The organism is Nocardiopsis sp. FIRDI 009, assembly GCF_003386285.1.
In the GTDB taxonomy this organism is placed as follows: Bacteria; Actinomycetota; Actinomycetes; order Streptosporangiales; family Streptosporangiaceae; genus Nocardiopsis.
The window spans coordinates 76,300-100,329 of record NZ_QPNC01000009.1; the positions used below are offsets into that span (position 1 = coordinate 76,300).

Annotated in this window: 18 protein-coding genes and 1 pseudogene; 14 read left to right on the top strand and 5 right to left on the bottom strand. The window is 70.1% G+C overall.

Features of this window, described 5'->3' with window-relative positions; genetic code table 11:
* Positions 1-27: 27 nt before the first annotated feature.
* Both DVR05_RS07080 and DVR05_RS07085 read right to left on the bottom strand, forming a co-directional pair.
* A complete protein-coding gene (locus tag DVR05_RS07080; RefSeq protein ID WP_116245020.1) occupies positions 28-462 on the bottom strand; it encodes a hypothetical protein in 435 nt (144 codons plus the stop codon).
* A gap of 939 nt (positions 463-1,401) precedes the next feature.
* Positions 1,402-1,989 (bottom strand): TetR/AcrR family transcriptional regulator, encoded by a 588-nt coding sequence (locus DVR05_RS07085; protein WP_116245021.1) that lies wholly within the window; start codon positions 1,987-1,989, stop codon positions 1,402-1,404.
* Positions 1,990-2,188: 199 nt separating this feature from the next.
* On the opposite strand from DVR05_RS07085, the gene DVR05_RS27295 reads away from it, so the two are divergent.
* Together DVR05_RS27295 and DVR05_RS27300 are read left to right on the top strand one after the other, a co-directional pair.
* Positions 2,189-2,776 (top strand): MFS transporter, encoded by a 588-nt coding sequence (locus tag DVR05_RS27295; RefSeq protein ID WP_232832023.1) that lies wholly within the window; start codon positions 2,189-2,191, stop codon positions 2,774-2,776.
* Entirely contained in the window at positions 2,773-3,327 is a 555-nt protein-coding gene (locus tag DVR05_RS27300; protein WP_232832024.1) for an MFS transporter, read from the top strand. The genes DVR05_RS27295 and DVR05_RS27300 overlap by 4 nt, the downstream gene beginning before the upstream one ends.
* Before the next feature lie 23 nt (positions 3,328-3,350).
* On the opposite strand, the pseudogene DVR05_RS07095 reads toward DVR05_RS27300, so the two are convergent.
* Together DVR05_RS07095 and DVR05_RS07100 are read right to left on the bottom strand one after the other, a co-directional pair.
* Positions 3,351-3,539 (bottom strand): annotated as a pseudogene (locus tag DVR05_RS07095) (hemolysin III family protein); the annotation flags it as partial.
* Positions 3,540-3,603: 64 nt separating this feature from the next.
* Complete coding sequence (locus DVR05_RS07100; RefSeq protein WP_198659077.1) at positions 3,604-6,555, bottom strand: AfsR/SARP family transcriptional regulator; 2,952 nt, start codon at positions 6,553-6,555, stop codon at positions 3,604-3,606.
* A gap of 175 nt (positions 6,556-6,730) precedes the next feature.
* Here DVR05_RS07100 and DVR05_RS07105 point away from each other — a divergent pair, with 175 nt between their 5' ends.
* The 4 genes from DVR05_RS07105 to DVR05_RS07120 all read left to right on the top strand — a co-directional run bounded on the left by DVR05_RS07105 (position 6,731) and on the right by DVR05_RS07120 (position 10,666).
* Positions 6,731-7,411, top strand: a complete 681-nt coding sequence (locus DVR05_RS07105; protein WP_116245022.1) for a hypothetical protein — start codon at positions 6,731-6,733, stop codon at positions 7,409-7,411.
* A 62-nt stretch (positions 7,412-7,473) separates the two neighbouring features.
* A complete protein-coding gene (locus tag DVR05_RS07110; protein WP_116245023.1) occupies positions 7,474-8,355 on the top strand; it encodes a protein phosphatase 2C domain-containing protein in 882 nt (293 codons plus the stop codon).
* Positions 8,352-10,271 carry a lipopolysaccharide kinase InaA family protein gene (locus DVR05_RS07115; protein ID WP_157982400.1) on the top strand — a complete coding sequence of 640 codons (1,920 nt, stop codon included), beginning with the start codon at positions 8,352-8,354 and terminating at the stop codon, positions 10,269-10,271. The genes DVR05_RS07110 and DVR05_RS07115 overlap by 4 nt, the downstream gene beginning before the upstream one ends.
* 230 nt (positions 10,272-10,501) lie before the next feature.
* Positions 10,502-10,666 carry a hypothetical protein gene (locus DVR05_RS07120; RefSeq protein ID WP_157982401.1) on the top strand — a complete coding sequence of 55 codons (165 nt, stop codon included), beginning with the start codon at positions 10,502-10,504 and terminating at the stop codon, positions 10,664-10,666.
* Here the strand turns inward: DVR05_RS07120 and DVR05_RS07125 are convergent.
* Positions 10,651-11,364: a hemolysin III family protein gene (locus DVR05_RS07125; RefSeq protein WP_116245332.1), complete on the bottom strand. Its 714-nt coding sequence runs from the start codon at positions 11,362-11,364 to the stop codon at positions 10,651-10,653. The genes DVR05_RS07120 and DVR05_RS07125 overlap by 16 nt on opposite strands.
* A 468-nt stretch (positions 11,365-11,832) precedes the next feature.
* On the opposite strand from DVR05_RS07125, the gene ppdK reads away from it, so the two are divergent.
* From ppdK to DVR05_RS07165, 8 genes are all read left to right on the top strand, one after another.
* Positions 11,833-14,529 carry a pyruvate, phosphate dikinase gene (gene ppdK, locus DVR05_RS07130; RefSeq protein WP_116245026.1) on the top strand — a complete coding sequence of 899 codons (2,697 nt, stop codon included), beginning with the start codon at positions 11,833-11,835 and terminating at the stop codon, positions 14,527-14,529.
* 337 nt (positions 14,530-14,866) lie between these two features.
* Positions 14,867-16,087, top strand: coding sequence for a YdcF family protein (locus DVR05_RS07135; RefSeq protein WP_116245027.1), 1,221 nt, complete (start codon positions 14,867-14,869; stop codon positions 16,085-16,087).
* A 52-nt stretch (positions 16,088-16,139) separates the two neighbouring features.
* On the top strand, positions 16,140-17,393 hold the full coding sequence (locus DVR05_RS07140; protein ID WP_116245028.1) for a deoxyguanosinetriphosphate triphosphohydrolase: 1,254 nt from the start codon (positions 16,140-16,142) through the stop codon (positions 17,391-17,393).
* Positions 17,394-17,555: 162 nt separating this feature from the next.
* Positions 17,556-18,689 carry a LacI family DNA-binding transcriptional regulator gene (locus tag DVR05_RS07145; RefSeq protein ID WP_232832025.1) on the top strand — a complete coding sequence of 378 codons (1,134 nt, stop codon included), beginning with the start codon at positions 17,556-17,558 and terminating at the stop codon, positions 18,687-18,689.
* A gap of 114 nt (positions 18,690-18,803) precedes the next feature.
* Entirely contained in the window at positions 18,804-20,447 is a 1,644-nt protein-coding gene (gene araB, locus DVR05_RS07150) for a ribulokinase (RefSeq protein WP_116245029.1), read from the top strand.
* 51 nt (positions 20,448-20,498) lie between these two features.
* Positions 20,499-21,200: an L-ribulose-5-phosphate 4-epimerase gene (locus DVR05_RS07155; protein WP_116245030.1), complete on the top strand. Its 702-nt coding sequence runs from the start codon at positions 20,499-20,501 to the stop codon at positions 21,198-21,200.
* Positions 21,197-22,618 (top strand): L-fucose/L-arabinose isomerase family protein, encoded by a 1,422-nt coding sequence (locus DVR05_RS07160; RefSeq protein ID WP_255423014.1) that lies wholly within the window; start codon positions 21,197-21,199, stop codon positions 22,616-22,618. Before DVR05_RS07155 ends, DVR05_RS07160 begins: the two co-directional genes overlap by 4 nt.
* A 119-nt stretch (positions 22,619-22,737) precedes the next feature.
* Positions 22,738-24,021, top strand: a complete 1,284-nt coding sequence (locus DVR05_RS07165) for an extracellular solute-binding protein (RefSeq protein ID WP_116245335.1) — start codon at positions 22,738-22,740, stop codon at positions 24,019-24,021.
* Positions 24,022-24,030 lie beyond the last annotated feature (9 nt).

Here is a 24,030-nt window from a genome sequence, read left to right on the forward strand (position 1 = left end):
GGATCGCTCCAGTCGGTCGCCCTGCCATCACTCCTTCTCGCGCTTTTTGGCCGATCCGTAGCTTTCTTTGCTCAATTCTTCCCGCTCCTCATCGCTGATCTCCGGTCGGTCTTCTTCCTCGATCTCCACTTGGACCTTTTTGAATGCCTCATCCTTGGCCGAAGATGCCATGCCGGACGTCGATTCGGGGTTCTCGCTGGCCGTGCGCTGCTTGGCGGCTGCTGTCTGGGTGTTCTTGAAGAGGGGGGCGATGAAGCTGTTCATGATGTCGAGTGCTTCAGGCGATGTCTCACGTATGATCTTGGGATCGCGCTCGGCTTCAGGGATTCCGTCGAAGAGCTCCGGGTCGACCCCTTCCCATTCGGGCCGAGCTCCGGGAATTTTTTCATATACGTTTCGGGCGGACTCTTCGGCGGACCTGGCTTCACTTTCTCCGTTGTCGAAAATGTTCTTGAACGTCATGGACTTCCCTCCGTGTGTTCCTGCCTTGATTGAGTTTTTCGTATCCGAGGGGGTCGGAGCCTCGGCGAGGTGTCGATGCAGCCTCGGTCATGCTGCCCTCTTCGGACCGGCAGTGGCCAGAGCGAGGGGCATCCCGCCGAGGATTTCGGGTTGCCGTTACTTGCCACAAAAACTAACAAAGCACATGAGGTGGAAAATTCGGAAACCTGATCATTTTGAAGTATTGAGAATAATGACTTCTTTGTTAACTTTGTCCCACTATCGACAGGAAGGTGTGCGTATCGGGTGGTGGAACTCCGAGGCAGGGGCGGTTCGGCATGAGGTGCAAGAGATGAGGGGGGTTGCCGTTACCAGTGTTTCAAGTGATGCCGAACGGTCGGAGCATCAGAGGTCATCGGCCGCGGCCGAACCCCTCGGTACGGCATCCCACTGCAGATCCCGAAGAAACGGAAATTCCTGGTTCTGGAATGCACAAAAAGTCCGACACGGGGGTTCAGGCACCAGGGCTCGCACGAGACGGGGCCAGGGATCCTTGCTCTCCGTCGTTGATTCGGGGAGTGGGCGATGCCGGAGTCCGGGTGGGGACCGGCTCACCGAGCACTGCGCGGCGCACCCCGCGTTCATGCGTCGGCGCGAACCAGAGCCGTTGAGGTGATCGGCCTCATCCGGCCACGGCCCCGCGTGCCTCTCCTCGGGCAGGTCCGCGGCGGATCGTGGAGGACGCGAAGAGGCCGCCGGTGGCCTACCCCCGGCTCTTCCTCCGCTGGCGGGGAGGGCGCCGACGCGAGTCCGCATCGCCTGACGGGACTCGTTCCGGTCGGATCAGGCCATCGGAATTTCCGCGCGCGTACCCGAGCGACGAGTCCGCCGACGCGTTCGCCGACCTCGTGGACGGTTTCGTGCGGCAGGGCGCGGCGCCGTCCCGGTGGGGAACCGGTGTCAGGGGCTGCGGGCCAGGCGTCGGGCCGCCTCCACCACCGCGGCGCGGCGCCTGGCGTGCTCCTGCTCGGTGGGAGGTCCGGCCAGCATGCGCGCCACCTGCGGGACCGCCGACCACCACCCGGCGAGGGAGAGGACGAGGAAGGTGAGGTGGTCGGCGTCGATCGACCGCGTGACCGCGCCGTGCTCCTGGCCGTCCGACATGGCCGCCGACTTGTATCCGTAGTACCGGCGGCGCAGCTCCTCGTCGGAGACCTCGCCGTCGAAGGCGAGCCCCTCCCAGCGCAGGAGTCTGGTCAGCTCGGGCCGCTCGCGGTGGTAGTCGTACACCCGTCCCGCGTAGTCGCCGACGTCCTCCGTGGCGAAGGACTCGACGGGTACGGCCCGGGCGACCTTCGCGAGCTCGTCGCGCAGGACGGTGGAGAACAGGCTTCGCTTGCCGCCGAAGTAGTTGTACACCCGCTCCTTGTTCACCCCGGCGGCCCCGGCGATGCGTTCGATGGTCGTGCCGTCGGGGTCGAACCTCGCGAACTCGCTGACGGCCGCCTCCCTGATCCTGCGCTTGGTGCCCTCGGTGTCCCGGGCCAATACGTCTCCTCGGTGCCCGACCAACTTCCAACGCGAGCCTTGCTATGGGCGGTTCATGCTACTGAACTCTTTTCCAGCGTTCGCGTTGGAAAAGAGGTTCCCCTTGTCTTCCCGACCTCTCACACCCCCTCGCCCGACCACGGGCGGACGGCTCCCATCCAGGGGCGGAGCACCGCCCCCCCCCGCGGGCGGAGCCGCCGTGGCGTTGCTCGTCCTCACCGCCCTGATCGTGCTGACGCAGCTGTACACCGCGATCCCGCTCTTCGCCCCGGTGGGTGAGGAGTTCGGCGGTGACGTCACGTTCGCCCTCGCGACCTGCTTCAGCCTCTGCTACGCGGTGGGCTTCTTGGTCTGGGGGCCCGTCTCCGACCAGGTCGGACGGAGGAGGCTCATGGTTCCCGGGCTCCTCGCGCTGTCCCTGGCCACCCTCGCCTGCGCCTTCGCGACGTCGGTCGGGTGGCTGGCCGCCCTCCGGGGGCTCCAGGGGTTGGCGGCGGCCAGCTTCACACCGGTGGCCCTGGCCTACCTGGCCGAGGCCACACCCCCCGAGCGGCGGAACTCCGCGATCGGGACGATGTCCATCGCCTTCCTCGTGGCGGGCATCTTCGGCCAGGTGCTGGCCTCGTACGTGTCGCTCTGGTTCGGCTGGCCCTGGATGTTCGTGGTCTGCGCGACGGTTCTGGCCGGTTCGTGCCTGACGGCCGCCCTCACCCTCTCCGAGGCCCCCGCGGAGGTGTCTCGGGCCACCTCGGACACCGCTTCGCGGCTCTGGGCCGAGTCGCCGTGAAGCCGTCCGTCCTGGCGCTGTGCTGCTCCCACGTCACCCTTCTACTGACCTTCGTGGGCATGTACACCGCCCTCGGCCCCCACGTGGACGAGCTCGGACTCGACCCCTCGGACGTCATCCTGATCCGCCTGGTCGGACTGCCCGGGATGTTCGCCGCGTTGACCGTGGGCCCGCTGGCGCGGCGCTGGGGTCTGAACGCCGTCGCCCGAACCGGGTTCCTGGCCGCGGCCCTCGGCCTGGCGGGGGAGGCGGTCCTGGCCCAGTCCCTCGTCGGGGTCTGCGCGGCGAGCCTGGTCTTCGTCGTCGGCATCGCCGTGGCCGTTCCGGCGATGATCACGCTCTTCGGCGAGGCGGCGGCGCCGGACCGGGCCGGAGGCATGGCCCTCAACGGTTTCGTCCTCTTCGCCGGGGCGAGCGTCGGCCCCCTGGCCGCCTCGCTCACGAGCGACTTCGCGCTCCTCCTGGCCGGGTTCGCCACCCTGCTCGGCGTGTCCGCGCTTCTCCTCCTGGCGTCGGACCGCCTCGCCGCGAAGGAGGGGGACGCCGGGTGAGGCGGGACGGTCGTCGGTCGGCCCGAGGCGTGGACGACGAACGACACCGCGATGTACTGGCAGACGAAGGCCGCGATGGTCAGCGAGTGGAAGATCTCGTGGAAGCCGAACCAGCGTGGCGCCGGATCGGGCCACGTGAGGCCGTAGACCACCGCGCCGACGCTGTAGAGCACACCGCCCACGAGGATGAGGATCCACGCTGGAGTGACTCCGTGGGTCTATCCGGTGACCGTGCGGCCCCTTTCGCTCACAATCCCGACATCGGGAACACAACGGTCAGGCGACCGCACAGGCTTCCAGGCCCGCATTTGCCTGTGCGTACTCAGCGGTATGTGCCTCGGCGCCGGGGGCGGCGAGCGCGGCCTGGAACTGTTTGCGCGCCTCGCTCAGGCGGCCCGCCATGGAGTAGGTCTGGCCCAATCGGCAGCGGATGTGCATCTCCAGCCGGTCGTAGTGCGGTTCCGTGATCGGGTTGAGCAGCCCGTGCTGGGAGAGCGCCTCGTGGTGCCGGTCGATGGCGCTACCCAAATCTCCGGCTCTCTCTTCCACGGTGCCCAGCCGGGTCAGCGCGAGCGCGTGCAGCACCGCGCTTCCGCCCTGCGCGGCCAGGTCGGAGGCGCGGTGGAGTAGATCTCTCGCCTCATGGTGGTTGTCGAGACCGATGTGGACGTGCGCGATGCAGGACAGGGCACGGCTGAGCGTATGGGGTCGGCCGTTGGTCTCGGCGTGGGCGTAGGCGCGCCTGAAGCAGTCCAGTGCCATGTCGTTGTTCCTCTGGAGGTGGTTGGCCATACCGAGAAGGTCGAGCGCCATCGCGGCGAGCCAACTGTCACCTAGTTGCTCGGACGAGTCGACCGCCGCGGTGAGTTGGACGACCGCTTCCTCGCTCCGGCCCGAGTTCAGGTTGGCGGCTCCCAGCCCGGTCAGGGCGCGGGTCTCTTCTCGCTGGTCTGCGATATCACGGCTGATCCGCAAGGCCTCGGTGAACCAGACGTGTCCCTCGGTGAAGCGCTCCTGATAGAAGTCGACCATGCCCATGCCGTTCCGCAGGGCGGGGGCCATCCGCTGGTCGGTGGCCTTGCCCACGCAGGAGAGTGCGGCCTCGAGGGCGGCCCGGCACTCGTGATAGCGACCGCGGCGCAGAAAGTAGTCGCAGAGTGCTTCGGCTATCCAGCACGCGTGGTCCGCCTCGCCCAGCGCCGCGGCCTGGGCGACGACATCGGGCAGCTCACCGCTGGCCGCGTCCAGCCAGCTCTCCGCCTTCTTCCAGTCCGTGAAAGGCGCACCGTCGGGCTGCGGTCCGGTGGGGAATCCGCAGGGCCCCCAGTCACTGGCGATGCGGCCCGCGTCCAGGTAGAGGCGGAGTACGGCGGTGTGTGCCGCAGCGGCCTCCGCGGGTGCGGCCTGAGCGAGCCGCCGCGCGTGCAACCGGACCAGATCATGTAGGCGATAGCGACCCGCGCGAGTCTGCTGCAGCAGACTCGTGTCCACCAGGCTCTCCAACACCCCCTCCGCGTCGGCGGGAGAACAACCGATCATGGCCGCCGCTGCCAGACGGTCGACCTCGACTGTCGGGGCAAGGCCCAGGGCACGAAATCCGCGGCGCAGCCGCTGCGGGAGCTGGTCGTAGGAGAGCGTGAAGGCCGTCCCCACGCTGCGGTCTCCGGCACTGAGCTCACTGAGCCGACCTTTGTCACCGGTCATTCGCTCCACCAGGTACGCCAATGTCCACGCGGGGCGGGTCTGCAAACGCACTCCTGCGATCTGTAGCGCAAGCGGAAGGCCGTCGCACAGTCGGGCCAGTTCCCGTATCGCCTCCGGCTCCTTGTCCGCGCGTTCCTTTCCGGCCAGGTGCCGGAGCAGGGACACCGCGTCGACGGTCTCCAGGGGCTCCAGGGTGACCCTGCGGTCGGCGTCGAGTTCGACTAGCCGCTGCCGACTGGTGACCAGCACTCTGCTGCCTGGTCCGGCCGGAAGGAGCGGTGCGACGTGCTGCGTGTTCACGGCGTCATCGAGTACCAGCAGGAGCCGCAGCGAACTCGTCGCGGCACGCCAGGCCGCGGTGAGCTCGTCGAGGTCGTTCGGCACCTCACTGCCGGGCACACCGAAGGACCGCAGTAATCGCCGCAGGACTCGTTGTGGCGTCAGGCTCTGTCGGTCTGAGCTGTGAGCCCGCAGGTCGACGTAGAGGCAACCGTCCGGGTGGTCGGTGCGCAGGTGCTGGGCGGCGTGGACGGCGAGCGTGGTCTTGCCGACACCCGCGATGCCGTCCACCGTCGCGATCGACACAGCGTCTGACGGGGACGGCGCGGTCAGCAGGCCCATTTCGTGAGCGCGTCCGGTGAGCCGACCGACGACGCCCGGCAGGTCGTTCACCACGTGCCGAGGCCGGGCGGACGGCTGGGCCGGGCGTACCGCCGCAGAGCCGACGAGGTATGCGTCGTCACGACGAAGTACCGCTTCATGGACGCGGCGGAGTTCCTCACCGGGGTCGACGCCCAGCTCGTCGCGGAGGCGCGTACGCATGGCCTCGTACGCCTTCAGCGCCTCGCCCTGCCGTTCGACTCCGTACAGGGCGCGCATGCGCAGCGCCATCAGAGACTCGTTGAGGGGATCGGACGTGACGAGCGCGGTCAGGTCGTCAAGCGCGTCACCGGAACGCCCGAGCAGGACCAGGCATTCCAGCATCTCGGCCCGGAGCGCGCGCCAGCGCTCCGAGAGCCGCTGCCGCTCGCTCCAGGCGAAAGGGCCCGGAAGCCCGGCCAGGGGCTCACCCCGGAACAGGCTGAGGGCAGCGGTGAACTTGTCCACGGCGGTGGTCAGGTCGCCCGCGGTCCTTGCCAGACGTGCCGATCTGGCGTGTCCGTCCAACTCGTCTGCATCGAGTTGGACGTCGTCGATGACGAAGCGGTACCCGCCGCCGCTGCTGCGGATCACCGACCTCGCACGCCCTGTCCCCTCCGGGTCGAGTGCCTTGCGCAGCGAGTAGACGTAGCTCGGCAGAACGCGGCGACCGGACTTCGGCGGATACGTGCCCCACACCCCGTCGAGTAGTTGCTCATGGCTGACCGGTGTGCCCCGGGACAGCACCATGGCCGTCAGTACGGCCTGTCGCCGTGCGGGCCCGACATCCAGGGGCGTTGCGCCACGCCATGCCGAGACCGGCCCGAGCACCTCGACGCGCAGCCGTTGAGGGACCTTCGGCCACCGCGACGCCTCCATTCCCATCCGCTCTCACCCCGCACATCATCGATATTTCATCTGTATTGCAGCGTCTGGGTCCATGGTTGGCAAGACCCCAGGACTGGAGAACGGGGCTGGAACCGAGTGTGAGCGACTCCTGAGCTCGCAGCCGTGCACCAGTCCGACGGACGTGCGACACGGAAACGGGGAACGACTCCGCATGGCGGAAACAAAGGGCATACTTCTGCCAACCTATGTACTGGCCGACGAGTCGGGCTCAATGAACCCGTACAAGGAGGACCTGGCCAATGGTCTGACCTCCCTCTGCGAGGGGCTGCGGGCCGAGCCGATGGTCGCAGCCAAACTGCGGCTGGCGGTGCTGGGTTTCGCGGACGATGTGGAGGTGCGTCTCGCAGTGGCCGACATGCGCCACGAGAGCAGCCTGCCAAAGGTAGAAATCAGAGGCATAACCAACTACAGGGCGGTTTTCGATGATCTGCTGGGCCGGATTCCGTCCGACGTCCAGTGGCTGCGGGGCGAGGGCTACAAGGTGCATCGGCCGGTGGTGTTCTTCCTCAGCGACGGGCAGCCGACCGATGGGGAAGTGTGGCGGCAGTCGCACGCCCGGCTCACCGACCGGGCGCAGACGCCGACCGCACCCAACATCGTGGCCTGTGGGATCGGGGATGCCGAGGCCCGCACCATGGTGGAGGTGGCGACGCGGCCGGAGTTCGCTTTCGTTGCCACGCCCGGGACTGATATCGGGCGGGCTGTATCCGAGTTCTTCCATGCGCTGACCGCGAGTCTGGTCGCCACCGGCCAGGCACTGAACTCGGACAGTACGCAACTGGTGGTGAACCGCCCGGAGCAGTTCACTATGGCGATCGACGAGGTCGGATAGTGGGTAGGGCCATCAGCCACAGCCAGGCCCAAGTTCCGGCCCCGCCCGTCGCATCGCCGACCATGTCGTGGCAGCGGCTCACGGTGGGAGAGCCGGGTCCTGAGTTCGAGGCCCGGCCACCGGGCCAGGACGCCTTCGAGTTCCCCGACACCGAGTGCGACGGCTGGTCGACGCCGTCCCTCTGCCTGCGTTTCGCCTCGGTGCGAGGCGCCAAGCATCGCTACTACCGGCGGCCCCGCCAGGACGCGGCGCGGGCTGCCGTCCACGAGGCGACCGACAGTATCGTGTTCGCCGTCGCCGACGGCGTGTCCAGCGCCTCGAACTCGGAGCTCGGTGCCGTCGAGGCCTGCCGGTCCGCGGTGGAGCGGATGCTCTACCTGCTGTCGTCCGGAGAAAGGGAGTTGGACTTCCGGGACGTAGTGCTGCACGCCGCCGAGCGGCTGCGGCAGCTGGCCACGGAGCGCCTGGGTGGAAAGGATCCCGAGACGGGTGAGGTGGCGGGCCTCTACGCGACGACACTGGTGGCCGGCGTGGTGCACGCCGACCCGGCGGGGCCCACGGTCGAGCTGTGCCGCATCGCGGATTCGGTGGCCTGGGTGCTGGACCGGTCTAGTTGCCGTTACCAGCCACTGTTCACCTCCAAGACCGGATCCGACACCCTGCTGGTGTCGAACGAGATCACTCCGCTCCCTCACGTGCCCGATGTGCTGGAATACAGCAGTGTGCAGCTGGAACCCGAACACGCCCTGCTGGTCGGCACCGACGGTTTCGCGGATCCGCTCGGTGACGGGGACGGCCGGGTCGGCGACCTCTTCGCCCACCACCTGGGCACACCGACGTCTCCGGCGTGGCTCGCGCACCTCCTCGACTTCTCGCGGGAGACTTTCGACGACGACCGCACGCTGCTGGTGATCTGGCCGCACACCGGAGAAGCGGCGGAGTGAGCTCCACATCCGCACCGGTTGTCGAACACGGCATGCTCACCCTGGGACGCCAACTCGGACAAGGCGGCCAGGGCACGGTGCACCAGGTCACGAACAAGAAGATCAACAAGGCGGTGGGCGGCGGCTGGGGCGTCGCTTACAAGGAGTACTCTCCTGCCGTACTGCCCGAGCTGGATGCCGCCGCGCTGGCCGCGCAGGTGGATCTGCCCCGCACGCTGAGTGCCGAAGAAGGACGGTGGCTGTGCGACAAGACGGCCTGGCCAGCGGCCGTGGTCCAGCGCAACGGTCGCACCTGCGGGCTGCTCATGCGGCTCGTCCCCGACCAGTTCCAGTTCACCTTCAGGAGCCTTGCCGGTACCTCTGGGGGCACCCGACGACTGGCCAACCTGGAGTATCTGCTCAACACTGACACCTACGTGGCCGGGATCGGCCTCAACATCAGCGAGCGCGACCGGGTCATGCTCTTGGCCGACCTGGCCGCCACCCTCAAACGGCTCCACCGCATCGGCATCACCGTCGGTGACCTCTCCCCCAAAAACCTGCTGTTCACTACCGATCCGGAGCCTGAGTGCTTCCTCATCGACTGCGACGCTATGCGCCTCCAGGGCATCACCACGCTGCCTCAGGCCGAGACACCTGACTGGCAGATCCCCGCAGGCGAGGAGAAAGCGACCCGCTCCAGCGACGTCTACAAGTTCGCCCTGCTCGCCATCCGGCTCTTCGCCCATGACCAGACTGCCACCGACTCTGCCACGCTGACCACGCTCAGCCCGAAGCTGGCCGACCTGGCCCGAGCCAGTCTCAGCCAGGATCCTGCTCGGCGGCCGACACCGACGGCATGGGCCGAGCAGCTCACCGCCATCGTGCCGGTGGCATCCGCCGCACCCGCGGCTACCCAACGGCGCAGAGGGGGGTCTCCGGTCGCGTCGTCGGCGTCCAACTCCTCGGTGACGCCGCCACCGGGAAACGCGGCCCCGGGAGGGGGCCAGCCCCGGCAGATGTCCGGAGGCCAGATCGCCGCACTGATCGCCGGCCTCATCGCCGTGGTACTCGTTCTCGGGAACGTCTCCTCAGGCAGCGACAGTTCGTCCACCGCGGACGCCTACACACCGTCACAGACGGAAGCCTTCGACGCGGACATGCGGACCTACGAACCGTACGAACCACCCGGCGGCGACTCCGACGCATCGGGGGTGACGGCGGGCGAGGAGGAGACGGAGACACCGTCGGCCACGCCCGACCCGGTAGGGGACGCGGAGATCGGTTCCTGCTTCTATGACGTGGGGACGCGTACCGAAGTGGACCTGGTTGCGACGGATTGCACGACCGGCGCCTTCGAGGTGGTGGACATCCGCTACGGCACTACTGACCTGGGGAGATGTGCTGACGTCACCGACAGCGACCGGAGCGTCTCTTCGTTCCGTCACGATCTGGTGCTGTGCCTGAGCTATCTGAACCCCGGAGGAGACGCTTACCATGCCGAACAGGGTGACTGCGTCTACGGCCCGAACGGCCCCGGAATCTGGCGAACCGTGCCCTGTGAGACGGGGAACTTCACGGTTCTCGCCGTCTACGGCGGAGACGACGCATCGAATTGCGACGGCTGGCCGCGCTACAACCTCTGGAAGCCGTTCCTTGGTCCCAACAACGCTGATCTGGACCGTGTGTTGTGCCTGTCGATGAACTACCCGGACGACATGGGCTATGCGGAAGTCCGGCAGTGCCTCCTCAAGCGCGGCAGCGGCGACACGGCGACGTTCACCAACACGGGCTCATGCAGCACCTCGAACGTCGTCGTTACCGGGCGCACCAGTGACTACGGGGCCACTGCCTTCTGCCGCGGCGATGGGTGGTCGACCTGGCGATCCTCGGAGTATCCGGAACTCGCCTATACGGTCTGTTACCGTTGGCGGTGATGCTGCGGCTCCTGGGTTGCACGCGTGTTCCGAGTTCCAGGAACACATGCGGAGGGAGCTTCGGTGGGCGACCACTACTGGCAGACGAACCCCGACGGCGTGAACCTTCCGAGCTGGCTTGGAATGTGGAGGGACCGCGGTGTGCTCCGGCTCTGGCGCTCGCCGCTGGCCACCCTGTGCGTCTCCCGCTCGTGTTCGGGGCGCTGATCCGGGCGGTCCATCCAGGCAGGATGCAACAGCTCGCGTCCGGATACGGGCTCTGGGACCTGACGCTGCTCGTGGTCGGCGCCAACGAGGAACTGACCATCCGGGGCGCCGGTCGGCCCGGGGCGTGGACGGCGCAGGCCGCACACCGTCGGGGCGCCATCCGTCGCGGGTTTCAGCCGGCCGTGTAGACGACGAACGACACCGCGATGTACTGGCAGACGAAGGCCGCGATGGTCAGCGAGTGGAAGATCTCGTGGAAGCCGAACCAGCGCGGCGCCGGGTCGGGCCGCTTGAGGGCGTAGACCACCGCGCCGACGCTGTACAGCACCCCGCCGACCAGGATGAGGATCCACGCCGCCGGGTGCGTCCCGCTGATCAGTTCCGGGATGAACAGCACCGCCACCCAGCCGATCGCCAGGTACAGGGCGGTGGACAGCCAGCGCGGCGCGCCCAGCCAGAGCAGCTTGAACCCCACCCCGGCGATCGCTCCGCCCCAGATCAGCGCCAGCATCGCCGCGCGCAGGCCGCCCTCCAGGACCAGGACCACGAACGGCGTGTAGGTGCCCGCGATGATCAGGTAGATGTTCGAGTGGTCCATGCGCCGCAGCACCTTCTGGGCGCGCGGGGACCACCGGCCGACGTGGTAGACGGCGGAGGTGCTGAACAGCATCACCGAGCTGAGCGCGTAGACGGCGCTGGCCGCCTTGGCTGGCCAGGTGGGGGCGAGGCAGACCAGCACGATCCCGGCCGCCAGGGCGAGGGGCGCCGTGCCCAGGTGCAACCACCCGCGCAGCCGGGGTTTGACCGCCTCCAGCAGCTCACCGGCGGCCGACGCGGCCCGCCCGGACGCCTCGCCGGGGCCGGCGTCGTCGTTTGGCCCCGCCACGGTCCCGGTCTCCCGCGTCTGCTCGTCCGACACCGCCGTGCACCTTCCCTCTCGTGTTCCGCCCCGTGGGGAGCGATGACCGAAGCCTAACCTACGGGCGCGTAGGTTACTTGCCAGTAGAGGTGTGTCGAGTCGCACAGTGCCCGGTGGGTGCGGTCTCGGGGCGGGATTGGTCGTGTGGTTCGCCGGGGCTCCTCCGAGCCGGTCCACAGGCCCAGGTTTGCGTACGTGAATGCTGTGACCAGCGGTGTCATGGGACTCCCGGCCCCGTCCCCCGTATCCTGAGGACAGGGATCCGTGCACCCGGGCTGAACCATTGGTATAGACCTTTCTAATGCTTTTGACCTGCTAAAACTCCAAAAAACGGTGGTTCATAGAGGGGGAAGGTCGCAGAGTGTGGAAGAGTCACGCCCACGCAGCAAGGGTCGGCTCGTGACGGAGCCGTCGACATGACGAGGGAGCGCCCCCGTGGCCAAGTACGTCTACAAGTTCACCGAGGGCAACAAGGACCTGAAGGATCTCCTCGGCGGTAAGGGGGCCAACCTCGCCGAGATGACCAATCTCGGGCTGCCGGTGCCCCCGGGCTTCACCATCACCACCGAGGCGTGCCGCCACTACCTCGGAAACGGTCAGATGCCCGCCGGTCTGGACGCGGAGATCGAGGACAACCTCAAGGAGTTGGAGAAGGCCATGGGCCGCAGGCTCGGCCAGCCCGACGATCCGCTCCTGGTGAGCGTACGCTCGGGCGCCAGATTCTCCATGCCCGGCATGATGGAGACCGTCCTCAACATCGGTCTGAACGACGAGTCGGTCGTGGGCCTGGCCGACCAGGGCGGCGACGAGCGCTTCGCCTGGGACTCCTACCGCCGCCTGATCCAGATGTTCGGCAAGACCGTCCAGGGCATCGACGGCGAACTGTTCGAGGACGCCATCGACGAGGCCAAGGCCGCCAAGGGCATCACCGACGACCTCGACCTGGACGCCGGCGACTTCCGCGCCCTCGTCGAGCGGTTCAAGGCCATCGTCCACGAGCAGACCGGCAGCCCCTTCCCCACCGACCCGCGCGAGCAGATGGCCCAGGCCGTCAAGGCGGTCTTCGACTCCTGGAACGCGCCCCGCGCCGTCCTCTACCGCCGCCAGGAGCGCATCCCCGCCGACCTGGGGACCGCCGTCAACGTCTGCTCCATGGTCTTCGGCAACCTCGGCATGGACTCCGGAACCGGTGTCGCCTTCACCCGCGACCCCGCCACCGGCCAGTCCGGCGTCTACGGCGACTACCTCCAGAACGCCCAGGGCGAGGACGTCGTGGCCGGTATCCGCAACACCGTGCCGCTCGCCGACCTGGAGAAGATCGACGCCCGCAGCTACCAGGAGCTGATGGGCATCATGGAGACCCTGGAGAACCACTACAGGGACCTGTGCGACATCGAGTTCACCATCGAGCGCGGCAAGCTCTGGATGCTCCAGACCCGTGTCGGCAAGCGCACCGCCGCCGCCGCGTTCCGCATCGCCGACCAGCTCGTCGACCAGGGCATGATCAGCCTCGACGAGGCCGTCCAGCGCGTCACCGGCGACCAGCTCGCCCAGCTGATGTTCCCGCGCTTCGACGAGAGGGCGGCGGCCTCCGACGACGCCCACCGCATCGGCCGCGGCATGAACGCCTCGCCCGGGGCGGCGGTCGGCAAGGCGGTCTTCGACTCCTACACCGCCGTCAAGTGGTCGCGCAGCGGTGAGAAGGTCATCCTGTGCCGCCGCGAGACCAACCCCGACGACCTGGAGGGCATGATCGCCGCCGAGGGCATCCTCACCAGCCGCGGCGGCAAGACCTCGCACGCCGCCGTCGTGGCCCGGGGCATGGGCAAGACCTGCGTGTGCGGCGCCGAGGAACTCGACATCGACACCAAGAACCGGCGCATGACCGCGCCCGGCGGCGAGGTGGTCGAGGAGGGCGACGTCATCTCCATCGACGGCACCAGCGGCCAGGTCTACCTCGGTGAGGTCCCCGTCGTGGACTCGCCCGTCGTGCGCTACTTCGAGGGCGAGATCGACCCCGCCTCCGACCAGGCCGACGACCTCGTCCGCGCCGTCGACCGCCTCATGCACTACGTCGACGCCGCCCGCCGCATGTACGTGCGGGCCAACGCCGACACCCCCGAGGACGCCGCCCGCGCCCGCCGGATGGGCGCTCAGGGCATCGGCCTGTGCCGCACCGAGCACATGTTCCTCGGCGACCGCCGCCAGCTGGTGGAGCGCCTCATCCTCGCCGACACGGCCGAGGAGCAGCAGGAGGCCCTCGACACCCTGCTCCCGCTCCAGCGCGAGGACTTCGACGGCATCCTCGGCGCGATGGACGGCCTGCCGGTCACCGTGCGCCTGCTCGACCCGCCGCTGCACGAGTTCCTGCCCGACATCACCGAACTGTCGGTGCGGGTGGCCGTGGCCGAGGCGCGCGGCGAGAGCCACGAGAACGACCTGCGGCTCCTCCAGGCCGTCCACAAGCTGCACGAGCAGAACCCGATGCTGGGCCTGCGCGGCGTGCGGTTGGGACTGGTGGTGCCGGGCCTGTTCACCATGCAGGTGCGCGCCATCGCCCAGGCCGCCGTGGACCGGATCCGCGAGGGCGGCCGCCCCCGCCCGGAGATCATGATCCCGCTGGTGGGCACGGTGCAGGAGCTGGAGATCATCCGTGAGGACGCCCAGCGCGTCCTGCGCGAGGTGGGCGAGGAGAACGGCGTGGAGCTGGACTTCCCGGTCGGCACCATGATCGAGCTGCCGCGCGCCGCCCTGACCGCCGGTCAGATCGCGGAGAACGCCGAGTTCTTCTCCTTCGGCACCAACGACCTCACCCAGACCGTGTGGGGCTTCTCCCGCGACGACGTGGAGGCGTCCTTCTTCTCCGCCTACCTGGAGAAGGGCGTGTTCGGGGTGTCGCCGTTCGAGTCGCTGGACGTGGACGGCGTCGGCCGCCTGATCCGCATCGCGGCGGAGGAGGGGCGCGCCGCGCGTCCGGGGATCAAGCTGGGCGTGTGCGGTGAGCACGGCGGCGACCCGGCCTCGGTCCACTTCTTCCACGACGCGGGGCTGGACTACGTGTCCTGCTCGCCGTTCCGCGTACCCGTCGCCCGTCTGGAGGCGGGCCGGGCCGCCGGACGTACCGCGGACTGAGCCGACGAGGGTGGTGTGAGTACCCGGAGTCACTCACACCACCCCCGTTCACCTCGCCGGATGGCGGACGTCGGCCGCCGCCGACGCTCTAGACTCATCCCGGACCCCGACGGTCAAGACGATGAGATGTGATCTTATCGTGATATATTCTTGACCATTGGTGCGTCCGCTGTTCCCCGCTGTCCTCACTCCGCACGCGGCGCCCCCCGGGTGCGACGACCTCCGTTTCGGTCGCCAGAACCGTCCTACGGGATTGAAGAGGTACGAACCAGTGGCGGTCGGTGGACGTCCCAGCGGGTGGATGGTCTCCCAGGCGGTGATATGCGGAGGTGAGCCGGTGCGAACGGCGAGTGACGGGCGCGGCGACGACCCGGGGGAGAACCCGGTCTCCGCGGCCCATGCCGACGACGAGAGCACACGCGTGTTCACACGCGGGCAGACCGGGTCGCCCCAGGTCGAGGCCACCCGCGCCTTCGTCCGTGAACCAGGCGGGGCGGGGGAGCCCGCCCCGGACCACGCGGCCACCCGGGCCTTCACCCGAGACCAGGGCGACAGCGCCGACGCCTCGGGCACCGCGGCCACCCGGGCCTTCACCCGGCCCGGAGCCGCCACGGGGGACGCCCCCCTCGACCCGACCGGTCCCACAGACCCCACCGGCCTGACCGGTCCGGCCGACCACGGTTCCGGGAGCGGCTTCACCCGCCGTTTCGTCCGTGAACGTCCAGGATCGCGCGGTGTGCCCGCCACGGGTGGCCGCGCGCCCACCGCCGACCCCCACACCCCCTCCGTCCCCCTCGAACCCCAGAACCCCGGGGACCCCGTGGACGGGAGCCCCGGTCCCGGCCTCCCGCCCCTCGACCACGGCGATGACATCCCGGGGAACGGCCGCGCTCCCCGCCGCGCCCGGCCGCGCCCGGCCGCGTCCCGCCGTCGCGGGCGCCGCCGCGTCCGGGTGCGCTGGGTGGTCGCCCTCGTCCTGCTCACCCTGCTCGCGCTGCCCCCCGGAACCTGGGCCTGGGTCTGGTACACGGCCCGGCAGGACGACCGCGCGCCCACCGACGCCATCGTCGTCCTGGGCGCCAGCCAGTACAACGGCGTCCCCTCACCGATCTTCGAGGCCCGCCTCCGGCACGCCCAGAGTCTCTACCAGGACGGCGTCGCCCCCATGATCGTCACCGTCGGCGGCAAACAGCCCGGCGACAACTACACCGAGGCCGGCTCCGGCCGGAACTGGCTGATCGAGGTGGGCGTCCCCGCCGACCAGATCATCGCGGTGGAGGAGGGCAGGGACACCCTCCAGAGCATCCGGGCCGTCGCCGAGGTCTTCGAGGTCAACGACTGGGACACGGCCACCCTGGTCTCCGACCCCTGGCACAGCCTGCGTTCCCAGCGCATGGCCCACGACCACGGCATCGAGGCGGGCACCTCCCCGTCGCGCTCCGGACCGGCCGTCATCGAGCGCCGCACCCAGCTCTGGTACATCACGAGGGAGACCGTGTCGCTCTGGTACTACTGGATCTTCAACGACAGCAGCGACATCCGCGTCGACGCGGCCTGACCAGGGGCGATGTCATGCTTCGTCAGCACTGGTGAGTAGAGTCGTGAAAACGATGACGAACCGAGTCGGAGCAGAGGGCGGTGTCCCCGGGTACACGCCGGAGGACACCGCGCGCATGGCGGGCGAGTCCCGCAAGAACCGGGCCAGGGGCCCCTTCGAACGCGACCGCGCCCGGGTGCTGCACAGCTCCGCGCTGCGCCGCCTGGCCGCCAAGACCCAGGTCGTCCAACCGGGGGTGAGCGACTTTCCGCGCACCCGGCTGACCCACTCCCTGGAGTGCGCGCAGATCGGTCGGGAACTCGGCCAGGCCCTGGGGTGCGACCCCGACCTGGTCGAGGCCGCGTGCCTGTCCCACGACCTGGGCCACCCGCCCTTCGGCCACAACGGCGAACGCGCGCTGGACGAGGCCGCCGCCGAGTGCGGGGGGTTCGAGGGCAACGCCCAGAGCCTGCGGCTGCTCGTGCGGCTGGAGGGCAAGGTGATCGCCCCGGACGGACGCAGCAACGGGCTCAACCTCACCCGGGCCACCCTCGACGCCACCGTCAAGTACCCGTGGCGCAGGGGAGAGGGCGGTGACACCCACAAGTTCAACTGCTACCCGGACGACACCGAGGTCTTCGCCTGGCTGCGGGAGGGCGCCCCCACCGGCCGCACGTGCTTCGAGGCGCAGGTCATGGACTGGTCGGACGACGTCGCCTACTCCGTGCACGACGTCGAGGACGCCCTCCACGCCGGTCTGGTGAGCATGGCCGCCCTGCGCAGCCCGGTCGAGCGCGCCGAGGTGTGCCGGATCGCCGCCGACCGCTACTGCGACGCCGACACCGCCGAACTCGACCAGGTCCTCACCGACCTGCTCGCCGAACCGATGTGGCCCGGCGAGTTCACCGGCGACCTCGCCTCCCTCGCCGCGCTCAAGAACCTCACCAGCGAGCTCATCGGGCGCTTCTGCCTGGCCGCCGAGCGCGCCACCCGCCGGGCCCACGGGCCCGGACGGCTCACCCGCTACCGCGCCGACCTCGTCCTGCCCCGCCGGGCCCTCCTGGAGTGCGCGCTGCTCAAGGCGGTCGCCGCCCACTTCGTCATGTCCCGTGAGGAGGCGCTGGCCTACCAGGCCGAGGAGCGGCGGACGATCACCGAGCTGGTCGCCGCGCTGCGGGAGAGCGCCCCCGAGGGACTGGACCCGCAGTTCCGCGCCGCCTACGAGACCGCCCCCGACGACGCCGCCGCGCTGCGCGTCGTCGTCGACCAGGTCGCCTCGCTCACCGACACCTCCGCCACCGCCCTGCACGCCCGCCTGGTCGGCTGAGCCGGGGCGGCCCGCACCGGAGGTCCACCGGGCCGGTCCACATGGTCGGGGCGGAGGGGAGAAACCCGGGAAACCATCGCGAAACCTCCTTGACACCTCAGATGTTAGCGCTAACAATGTTGCCCACGTCACTGCCGGAGGATCCGGTGAGGAGGAGTCCCCATGTCCGAACGGGACGGACGCACCCCCGTCATGGCCGACGTCGCGCGGCTGGCCGGGGTCTCCCACCAGACCGTCTCCCGGGTGCTCAACGGGCACCCCAACGTGCGGACGGAGACGGTGGTCCGGGTCCGTGCGGCCATCGAGGAGCTGGGCTACCGGCGCAACCCCTCGGCCCGCGCCCTCGTGACCCGCAGGACCAACCTCCTCGGCGTCCTCGCCTTCGACAGCACGCTCTTCGGGCCCGCCCGAACCCTGGCCGCCATCGAGAACGCCGCCCGCGAGGCCGGGTACTTCGTGAGCATCGTGAACCTGGACGGCATCACCCGCGAGGCGGTCGTCGAGGCCGCCACCTACCTCGTCGAGCAGTCGGTGGAGGGGTGCATCGCCATCGCCCCGCAGCGGGCCGTGGTCGAGGCGCTCGCCGACCTGTCCGGCCTCCGGCCGCTCGTCGCGGTCGAGGGCGGCGAGGGGTCGGGGCTGCCGGTGGTCTGCGTCGACCAGGAGGGCGGGGCGTACACCGCCACGCGCCACCTGCTGGACCTGGGCCACCGGACCGTCCACCACATCGCCGGGAAGCGCGACTGGCTGGAGGGTGAGGCGCGGGTCGAGGGGTGGCGCCGGGCGCTGGCCGAGGCCGGGGCGCCCGTCCCCGAACCGGCCTACGGCGACTGGAGCCCCCGGTCCGGGTACGAACTGGGGCTGCGGCTGGCCGGGGAACGCGCCCGGGGCGCCGAGGTCACGGCGGTCTTCGTGGCCAACGACCAGATGTCGATCGGGGTGCTGCGGGCCTTCCACGAGCACGGGATCGGGGTCCCCGGCGACGTCAGCGTCGTCGGGTTCGACGACATCCCCGAGGCCGAGTACCTCACGCCCGCGCTGACCACCGTCTGGCAGGACTTCGACCAGGTCGGCCGCGCGAGCATCGACGTCCTCCTCGCCGAGCTGTCCGACGGGGGCGGGCCTTCGGCGCTCCGCCCTCCCGTCACCCGCCACCGCCCGGGGGCCGCCGCCTCACGGAGGGGCGGAACACCCTCGACGGACGCCTCCGGTGCGGTGTCCTCTGTACGCGTCGTCGTCCCGGCCCGGATGCGGATCAGACACAGCACCGCTCCCAGGCTGCCGGGCCCGCCCTGATCCGCCGACCGCCTCCCATCCGCCCCCCCGAGTCGAGAGGTCCCCGTGAACGGAAGCCCAGGCGCACGAAATGTTAACGCTCACAATGCCGGTGGCGCACCCCCCGACGCGGTCGTGGTCGGCGTGGACTTCGGGACGCTCTCCGGACGCGCCGTCGTCGTGCGGGTCGCCGACGGCACCGAACTCGGCACGGCCGTGCACCCCTACGAGCACGGCGTCATCACCGACACCCTGCCCGGCGGCGCCGAGCGCCTCGCCCCCGAGACCGCCCTCCAGGCTCCGGACGACTACCGGGAGGTCCTGCGGCGGGCCGTGCCGGAGGCGCTGGCCGCGAGCGGTGTCCCCGCCGACCGTGTGATCGGTGTCGGCTGCGACTTCACCGCCTGCACGGTCATGCCCACCACGGCCGACGGCGTCCCCCTGTGCGAACTCCCCAGCCTCGCCGACCGCCCGCACGCCTGGCCCAAGCTGTGGCGACACCACGCCGCGCAGAAGGAGGCGGACGAGATCAACCGCGTCGCCGCCGAACGCGGCGAACCGTGGCTGCCGCGGTACGGCGGACGGATCTCCGCCGAGTGGGAGTTCGCCAAGGCCCTCCAGGTGCTGCGCGAGGACCCGGAGGTCTACGAGCGCACCGAACGCTGGATCGAGGGCGCCGACTGGATCGTCTGGCAGCTGTGCGGACGCGAGACCCGCAACATCTGCACCGCCGGGTACAAGGGCATCCACCAGGACGGGCGGTGGCCCGACCGGGACTTCCTCGCCGCCCTCGACCCGCGCTTCACCGGGTTCGTGGAGGAGCGTCTCGCCCATCCCCTCTCCCAGCTCGGCGACCGCGCCGGAGGGCTGACCGCCCGCGCCGCCGCGTGGACCGGACTGCCCGAGGGCACCCCCGTCGCCGTCGGCAACGTCGACGCCCACGTCACGGCCGCCGCCGCGGGCACCACCGGCACCGGCCAGATGCTCGCCATCATGGGGACCAGCACCTGCCACGTCATGAACTCCGACGTCCTGGCCGAGGTGCCCGGCATGTGCGGACTGGCCCTGCACGGGATCACCCCCGGCATGTGGGGGTACGAGGCCGGGCAGAGCGGTGTCGGCGACATCTTCGGCTGGTTCGCCGACTCCTACGCCCCGCCCGCCTACCACGACGAGGCGCGGGAGAGGGGTGTGTCGGTGCACGACGTCCTCTCCGCCCGGGCCGCCGAGGCGCCCGTCGGGGCCCACGGGCTCGTCGCCCTGGACTGGCAGAGCGGCAACCGCTCCGTCCTGGTCGACCACGACCTGTCCGGCGTCATCGCGGGTCTCACCCTCGCCACCCGGCCCGAGGAGGTCTACCGGGCGCTCGTCGAGGCCACCGCGTTCGGCACCCGGACCATCATCGACGCCTTCGAGGCCCACGGCATCCCGGTCGAGACCTTCACGGTGGCCGGGGGGATGGTGCGCAACCCCTTCGTCCTCCAGGTCTACGCCGACGTCCTGGGCCGCCCGCTCCGCGTGATCGCCTCCGAACAGGGACCGGCCCTGGGTTCGGCGATCCACGCCGCCGTCGCGGCGGGGGCCTATCCCGACATCCACGCCGCCTCCGCCGCCATGGGCGGGATCCGGGACGCCACCGTCGATCCCGTCCCCCACCGGACCGCGGCCTACACCGACCTGTACGCCGTCTACACCGAACTCCACGACCACTTCGGCCGCGGCGGCACCGACGCCCTGTACCGGCTGCGGTCCCTGCGCGGGGCCGCCCTCCGGGGCTGACCGGCCCCCGTCCGTTCCCCAACCCCACCACCCGACACGAAGGGAGAGACGATGACGGCCCCCGACCCCCGCGTGGTCGAGCACGCCGACGCCATCGCCTCCGTACGGCGCGAGGTCTGCGCACTGCACGGGGAGCTCCTCCGCTGGAACCTGGTCACGTGGACGAGCGGCAACGTCTCGGCCAGGGTCCCCGGAACCGACCTGATGGTGATCAAACCCAGCGGCGTGTCCTACGAGGACCTGCGGCCCGAGTCCATGGTCGTGTGCGACCTGGAGGGGACCGCGGTCGACGGGCGGCACGCCCCGTCGAGCGACACCGGCTCGCACGCCCACGTCTACCGGGCCCGCCCCGACGTGGGCGCCGTCGTCCACACCCACAGCCCCTACGCCACCGCCTGGGCGGCCCGGGGCGAGCCCATCCCGTGCGTGATCACCGCGATGGCCGACGAGTTCGGCGGCGACATCCCGGTCGGGCCGTTCGCCCTCATCGGCGGTGCCGAGATCGGCGAGGGCGTGGTCGCGACCCTGGAGGACCACCGCTCACCCGCCGTCCTCATGCACGGTCACGGTGTCTTCACCATCGGCGCCACCCCCACCGCCGCCGTCAAGGCCGCGGTGATGTGCGAGGACGTGGCCCGCACCGTGCACCTGGCACGCCAGCACGGCCCGCTGGAGCGGCTGCCCCAGGAACACGTCGACGCCCTCCACGACCGCTACCAGAACGTCTACGGCCAACGGACGGAGACCCCGTGACCCACACCGCACCCGCGCCGAACGCGACCCGGCGGCCCCGCATCGGCCTGTTCGGGATCATGCAGCCCCTGTACGACGACATGATCCCGGGCATCACCGAGCGCCAGGCCGCCTACGCCCGCGAGGTCGCCGAACGGCTCGCCCCCGTGGCCGACTGCGTGGCCGCCGAGCCCGTCCGGGGCCGTGACGACGCCGAACGCGTCATGCGGTCCTTCGAGGAACAGGACCTGGACGGCGTCCTCGTCGTCATGCTCACCTACGGACCCTCCCTGCGGGTCACCCGCGTGTTCAGCCGGATGCGGCTGCCGGTCGCCCTGGCCAACATCCAGCCCGACCCGAACGTCACCGCCGCCTGGGGCATGGACGAGATGACCTACAACCAGGGCATCCACGGCGCCCAGGACACCGCCAACGCCATGGTGCGCGCGGGCCTGCCCTTCGAGGTGATCACCGAGGAGTGGCACGGCGACGCCTTCGTCGAGCGGGTGGGCCGTTGGGCGCGCGCGGCCCGGGCGGTGACCGCCTGGAAGCGGCTCAGGGTCGGGGTCTTCGGCTACGCGATGAACGGCATGGGCGACGCGCGCACCGACGAGACCGCACTGATGCGCGCCCTGGGCCCGGAGATCGTCACCATCGCCCCCGGCGTCCTGCGCCGACGGATGGGAGCGCTCCCCAAGTCCGCCGTCGACGCCCTCCTGACCTGGGAGGACGAGCGGTTCGAGATCGACCCCCGCCTGTCCGAGGAGGAACGCCAGGACCACGCCCGCATGCAGCTGGGCATCGAGGAACTCCTGGTCGAGCACGGGTGCGGGGCCTACTCCACCCACTTCGACGCCATCGCGGAGGACGGCCGCTTCGCGCGGCTGCCCATGGCCGCGGCCGCCAACCTCATGGCCAAGGGCTACGGATTCGCGGGGGAGGGCGACATCCTGGCCGCCTCCATCGTGTACGCGGGCCACCAGCTCGCGGGTGACGGGCACTTCACCGAGATGTACGCCATGGACTTCCCCAGCGACTCCGTCCTCATGAGCCACATGGGGGAGGGGAACTGGCGGATCGCCCGCGACGACGAGCCCGTCCGGCTGATCAAGCGCCCGCTCGGCATCGGCGGCCTCGACGACCCGCCCACGATCCTGTTCCGGTACCGGCCGGGCCCGGCGACACTGGCCTCGCTCGTCTCCCTCGGCGGCGAGGACTACCGGCTGGTGGTCGCCGAGGGCGAGGTGATCGACGCCCCGCCGCTGCCCGCGCTGGAGATGCCCTACGGCCAGTTCCGCCCCGACACCGGGATCCGCGGCTGCGTGGACGCCTGGCTCCGCGCCGGAGGCACCCACCACATGGTCATGAACACCGGTCGGCGCGGGGAGGACTGGCGGGCCTTCTGCGAACAGGCCGGGATCGAGCTCGTCCGGGTCTGACCCCGCCCGGCACCCCCAGGCACGACACCCCTCATCCCCCAAGCGCGAGGAGCCACACCGTGCGCGCCCACCACCCCCAGAACACCACCCGCGACCCGTCCCGGGGGACCGCCCCCGGGATGGGCCGCCGGGCCTTCCTCGGCACGGCCGCCGGGCTCGGCGCCGCCGCGCTGGGCACCACGGCCTGCGCCCCACCCGACACCCTGCTCGACGGCCGTACCCGGTTGCGGCAGTGGAACCTGTTCTCGGGCGGCGACGGGCTGCGGATGATCGAGATGCACGACGCCTACCGGGCCGAACATCCCGGTATCGACCTCCGCGCCACCACCTTCGACTGGGGCGCCCCGTTCTACACCAAGGTCGCCATGGGCGCGGCGGGCGGGCGCGGCGCCGACATCGCCACCGTGCACGTCTCCCGACTGGAGAGCCTGGCGCCCGGCCGCCTGCTGGACCCGATCGACCCGGATCTCCTGGCCGGGTTCGGCATCGATGACACCGTCGTGCTGCCCCACATCTGGGAGCAGTGCTTCTTCGACGGACGGCTGTACGCCATCCCCATCGACACCCACGTGCTCATCCAGTTCTACAACCTGGACGTGTGCCGCCGGGCCGGGCTGCTCGACGAGGAGGACCGGCTCGTCGAGACCACCGGACTGGACGACTACCTCGCCATGCTGCGCGAGATCAGGAACGTCACCGGCGCCTACGGCCTGTCCGTCGACACCTGGAACCCCTGGGCGAACTTCTGGGCGCTCTACCGCCAGCAGGACGGGGACATCGTCTTCGGCGAGGACGACTACGAGATGGACGACGACCGGGCCCTGGCCGCGATGGAGGTCCTGTACCGCCTCTCCGAGGAGGGGCTCGCGCCCCGCCACTCCATGTTGGCCGACACCGCCGCCAACCTGTCCAACGGCCGGGCCGGACTGATGATCCACGGCAACTGGGAGATCCCGACCCTGGAGGCCACGGGGGTGGGGTTCTCCGCCACCCAGTTCCCGAACGTGTTCGGCAACCACCGCACACGGGGCGACTCGCACTGCTACGTGTTCCCACACCAGCGCGACCGCGATCCCGAACGCACCCGGGCCGCCGCCGAGTACGCCGCGTGGATGCTGCGCAACAGCATCACCTGGGCGGAGGGCGGCCACGTCCCGGCCTACCAGCCGGTCGTGGAGAGCGCCGAGTACGACGCGTTGCACCCCCAGTCCGAGTACCGCGAGGCCGCCGAGAACGTGCAGTTCGAGCCCCGGGCCTGGTTCAGCGGATCGGCCGGACGGCTCCAGGACGAGGCGACCGGTGCGCTGACCACCCTCCACCAGGGGACCCAGACCCCGGAAGAGGCGCTGGACCAGCTCAAACGCACCATCCGCAGTCTGCTGTCCGTTCCGTCGCCGGTGTGAGGGAGCCCG

Excerpts from the sequence above, each read along its gene's own strand:
- DVR05_RS07145 (WP_232832025.1), top strand. The coding sequence starts at position 17,556 with ATGTCCGAACGGGACGGACGCACCCCCGTCATGGCCGACGTCGCGCGG.
- DVR05_RS07110 (WP_116245023.1), top strand. The coding sequence starts at position 7,474 with ATGTCGTGGCAGCGGCTCACGGTGGGAGAGCCGGGTCCTGAGTTCGAG.
- DVR05_RS07140 (WP_116245028.1), top strand. The coding sequence starts at position 16,140 with ATGACGAACCGAGTCGGAGCAGAGGGCGGTGTCCCCGGGTACACGCCG.
- DVR05_RS07080 (WP_116245020.1), bottom strand. The coding sequence starts at position 462 with ATGACGTTCAAGAACATTTTCGACAACGGAGAAAGTGAAGCCAGGTCC.
- DVR05_RS07120 (WP_157982401.1), top strand. The coding sequence starts at position 10,502 with ATGCAACAGCTCGCGTCCGGATACGGGCTCTGGGACCTGACGCTGCTC.
- DVR05_RS07155 (WP_116245030.1), top strand. The coding sequence starts at position 20,499 with ATGACGGCCCCCGACCCCCGCGTGGTCGAGCACGCCGACGCCATCGCC.
- DVR05_RS07100 (WP_198659077.1), bottom strand. The coding sequence starts at position 6,555 with ATGGGAATGGAGGCGTCGCGGTGGCCGAAGGTCCCTCAACGGCTGCGC.
- DVR05_RS07165 (WP_116245335.1), top strand. The coding sequence starts at position 22,738 with ATGGGCCGCCGGGCCTTCCTCGGCACGGCCGCCGGGCTCGGCGCCGCC.
- DVR05_RS07105 (WP_116245022.1), top strand. The coding sequence starts at position 6,731 with ATGGCGGAAACAAAGGGCATACTTCTGCCAACCTATGTACTGGCCGAC.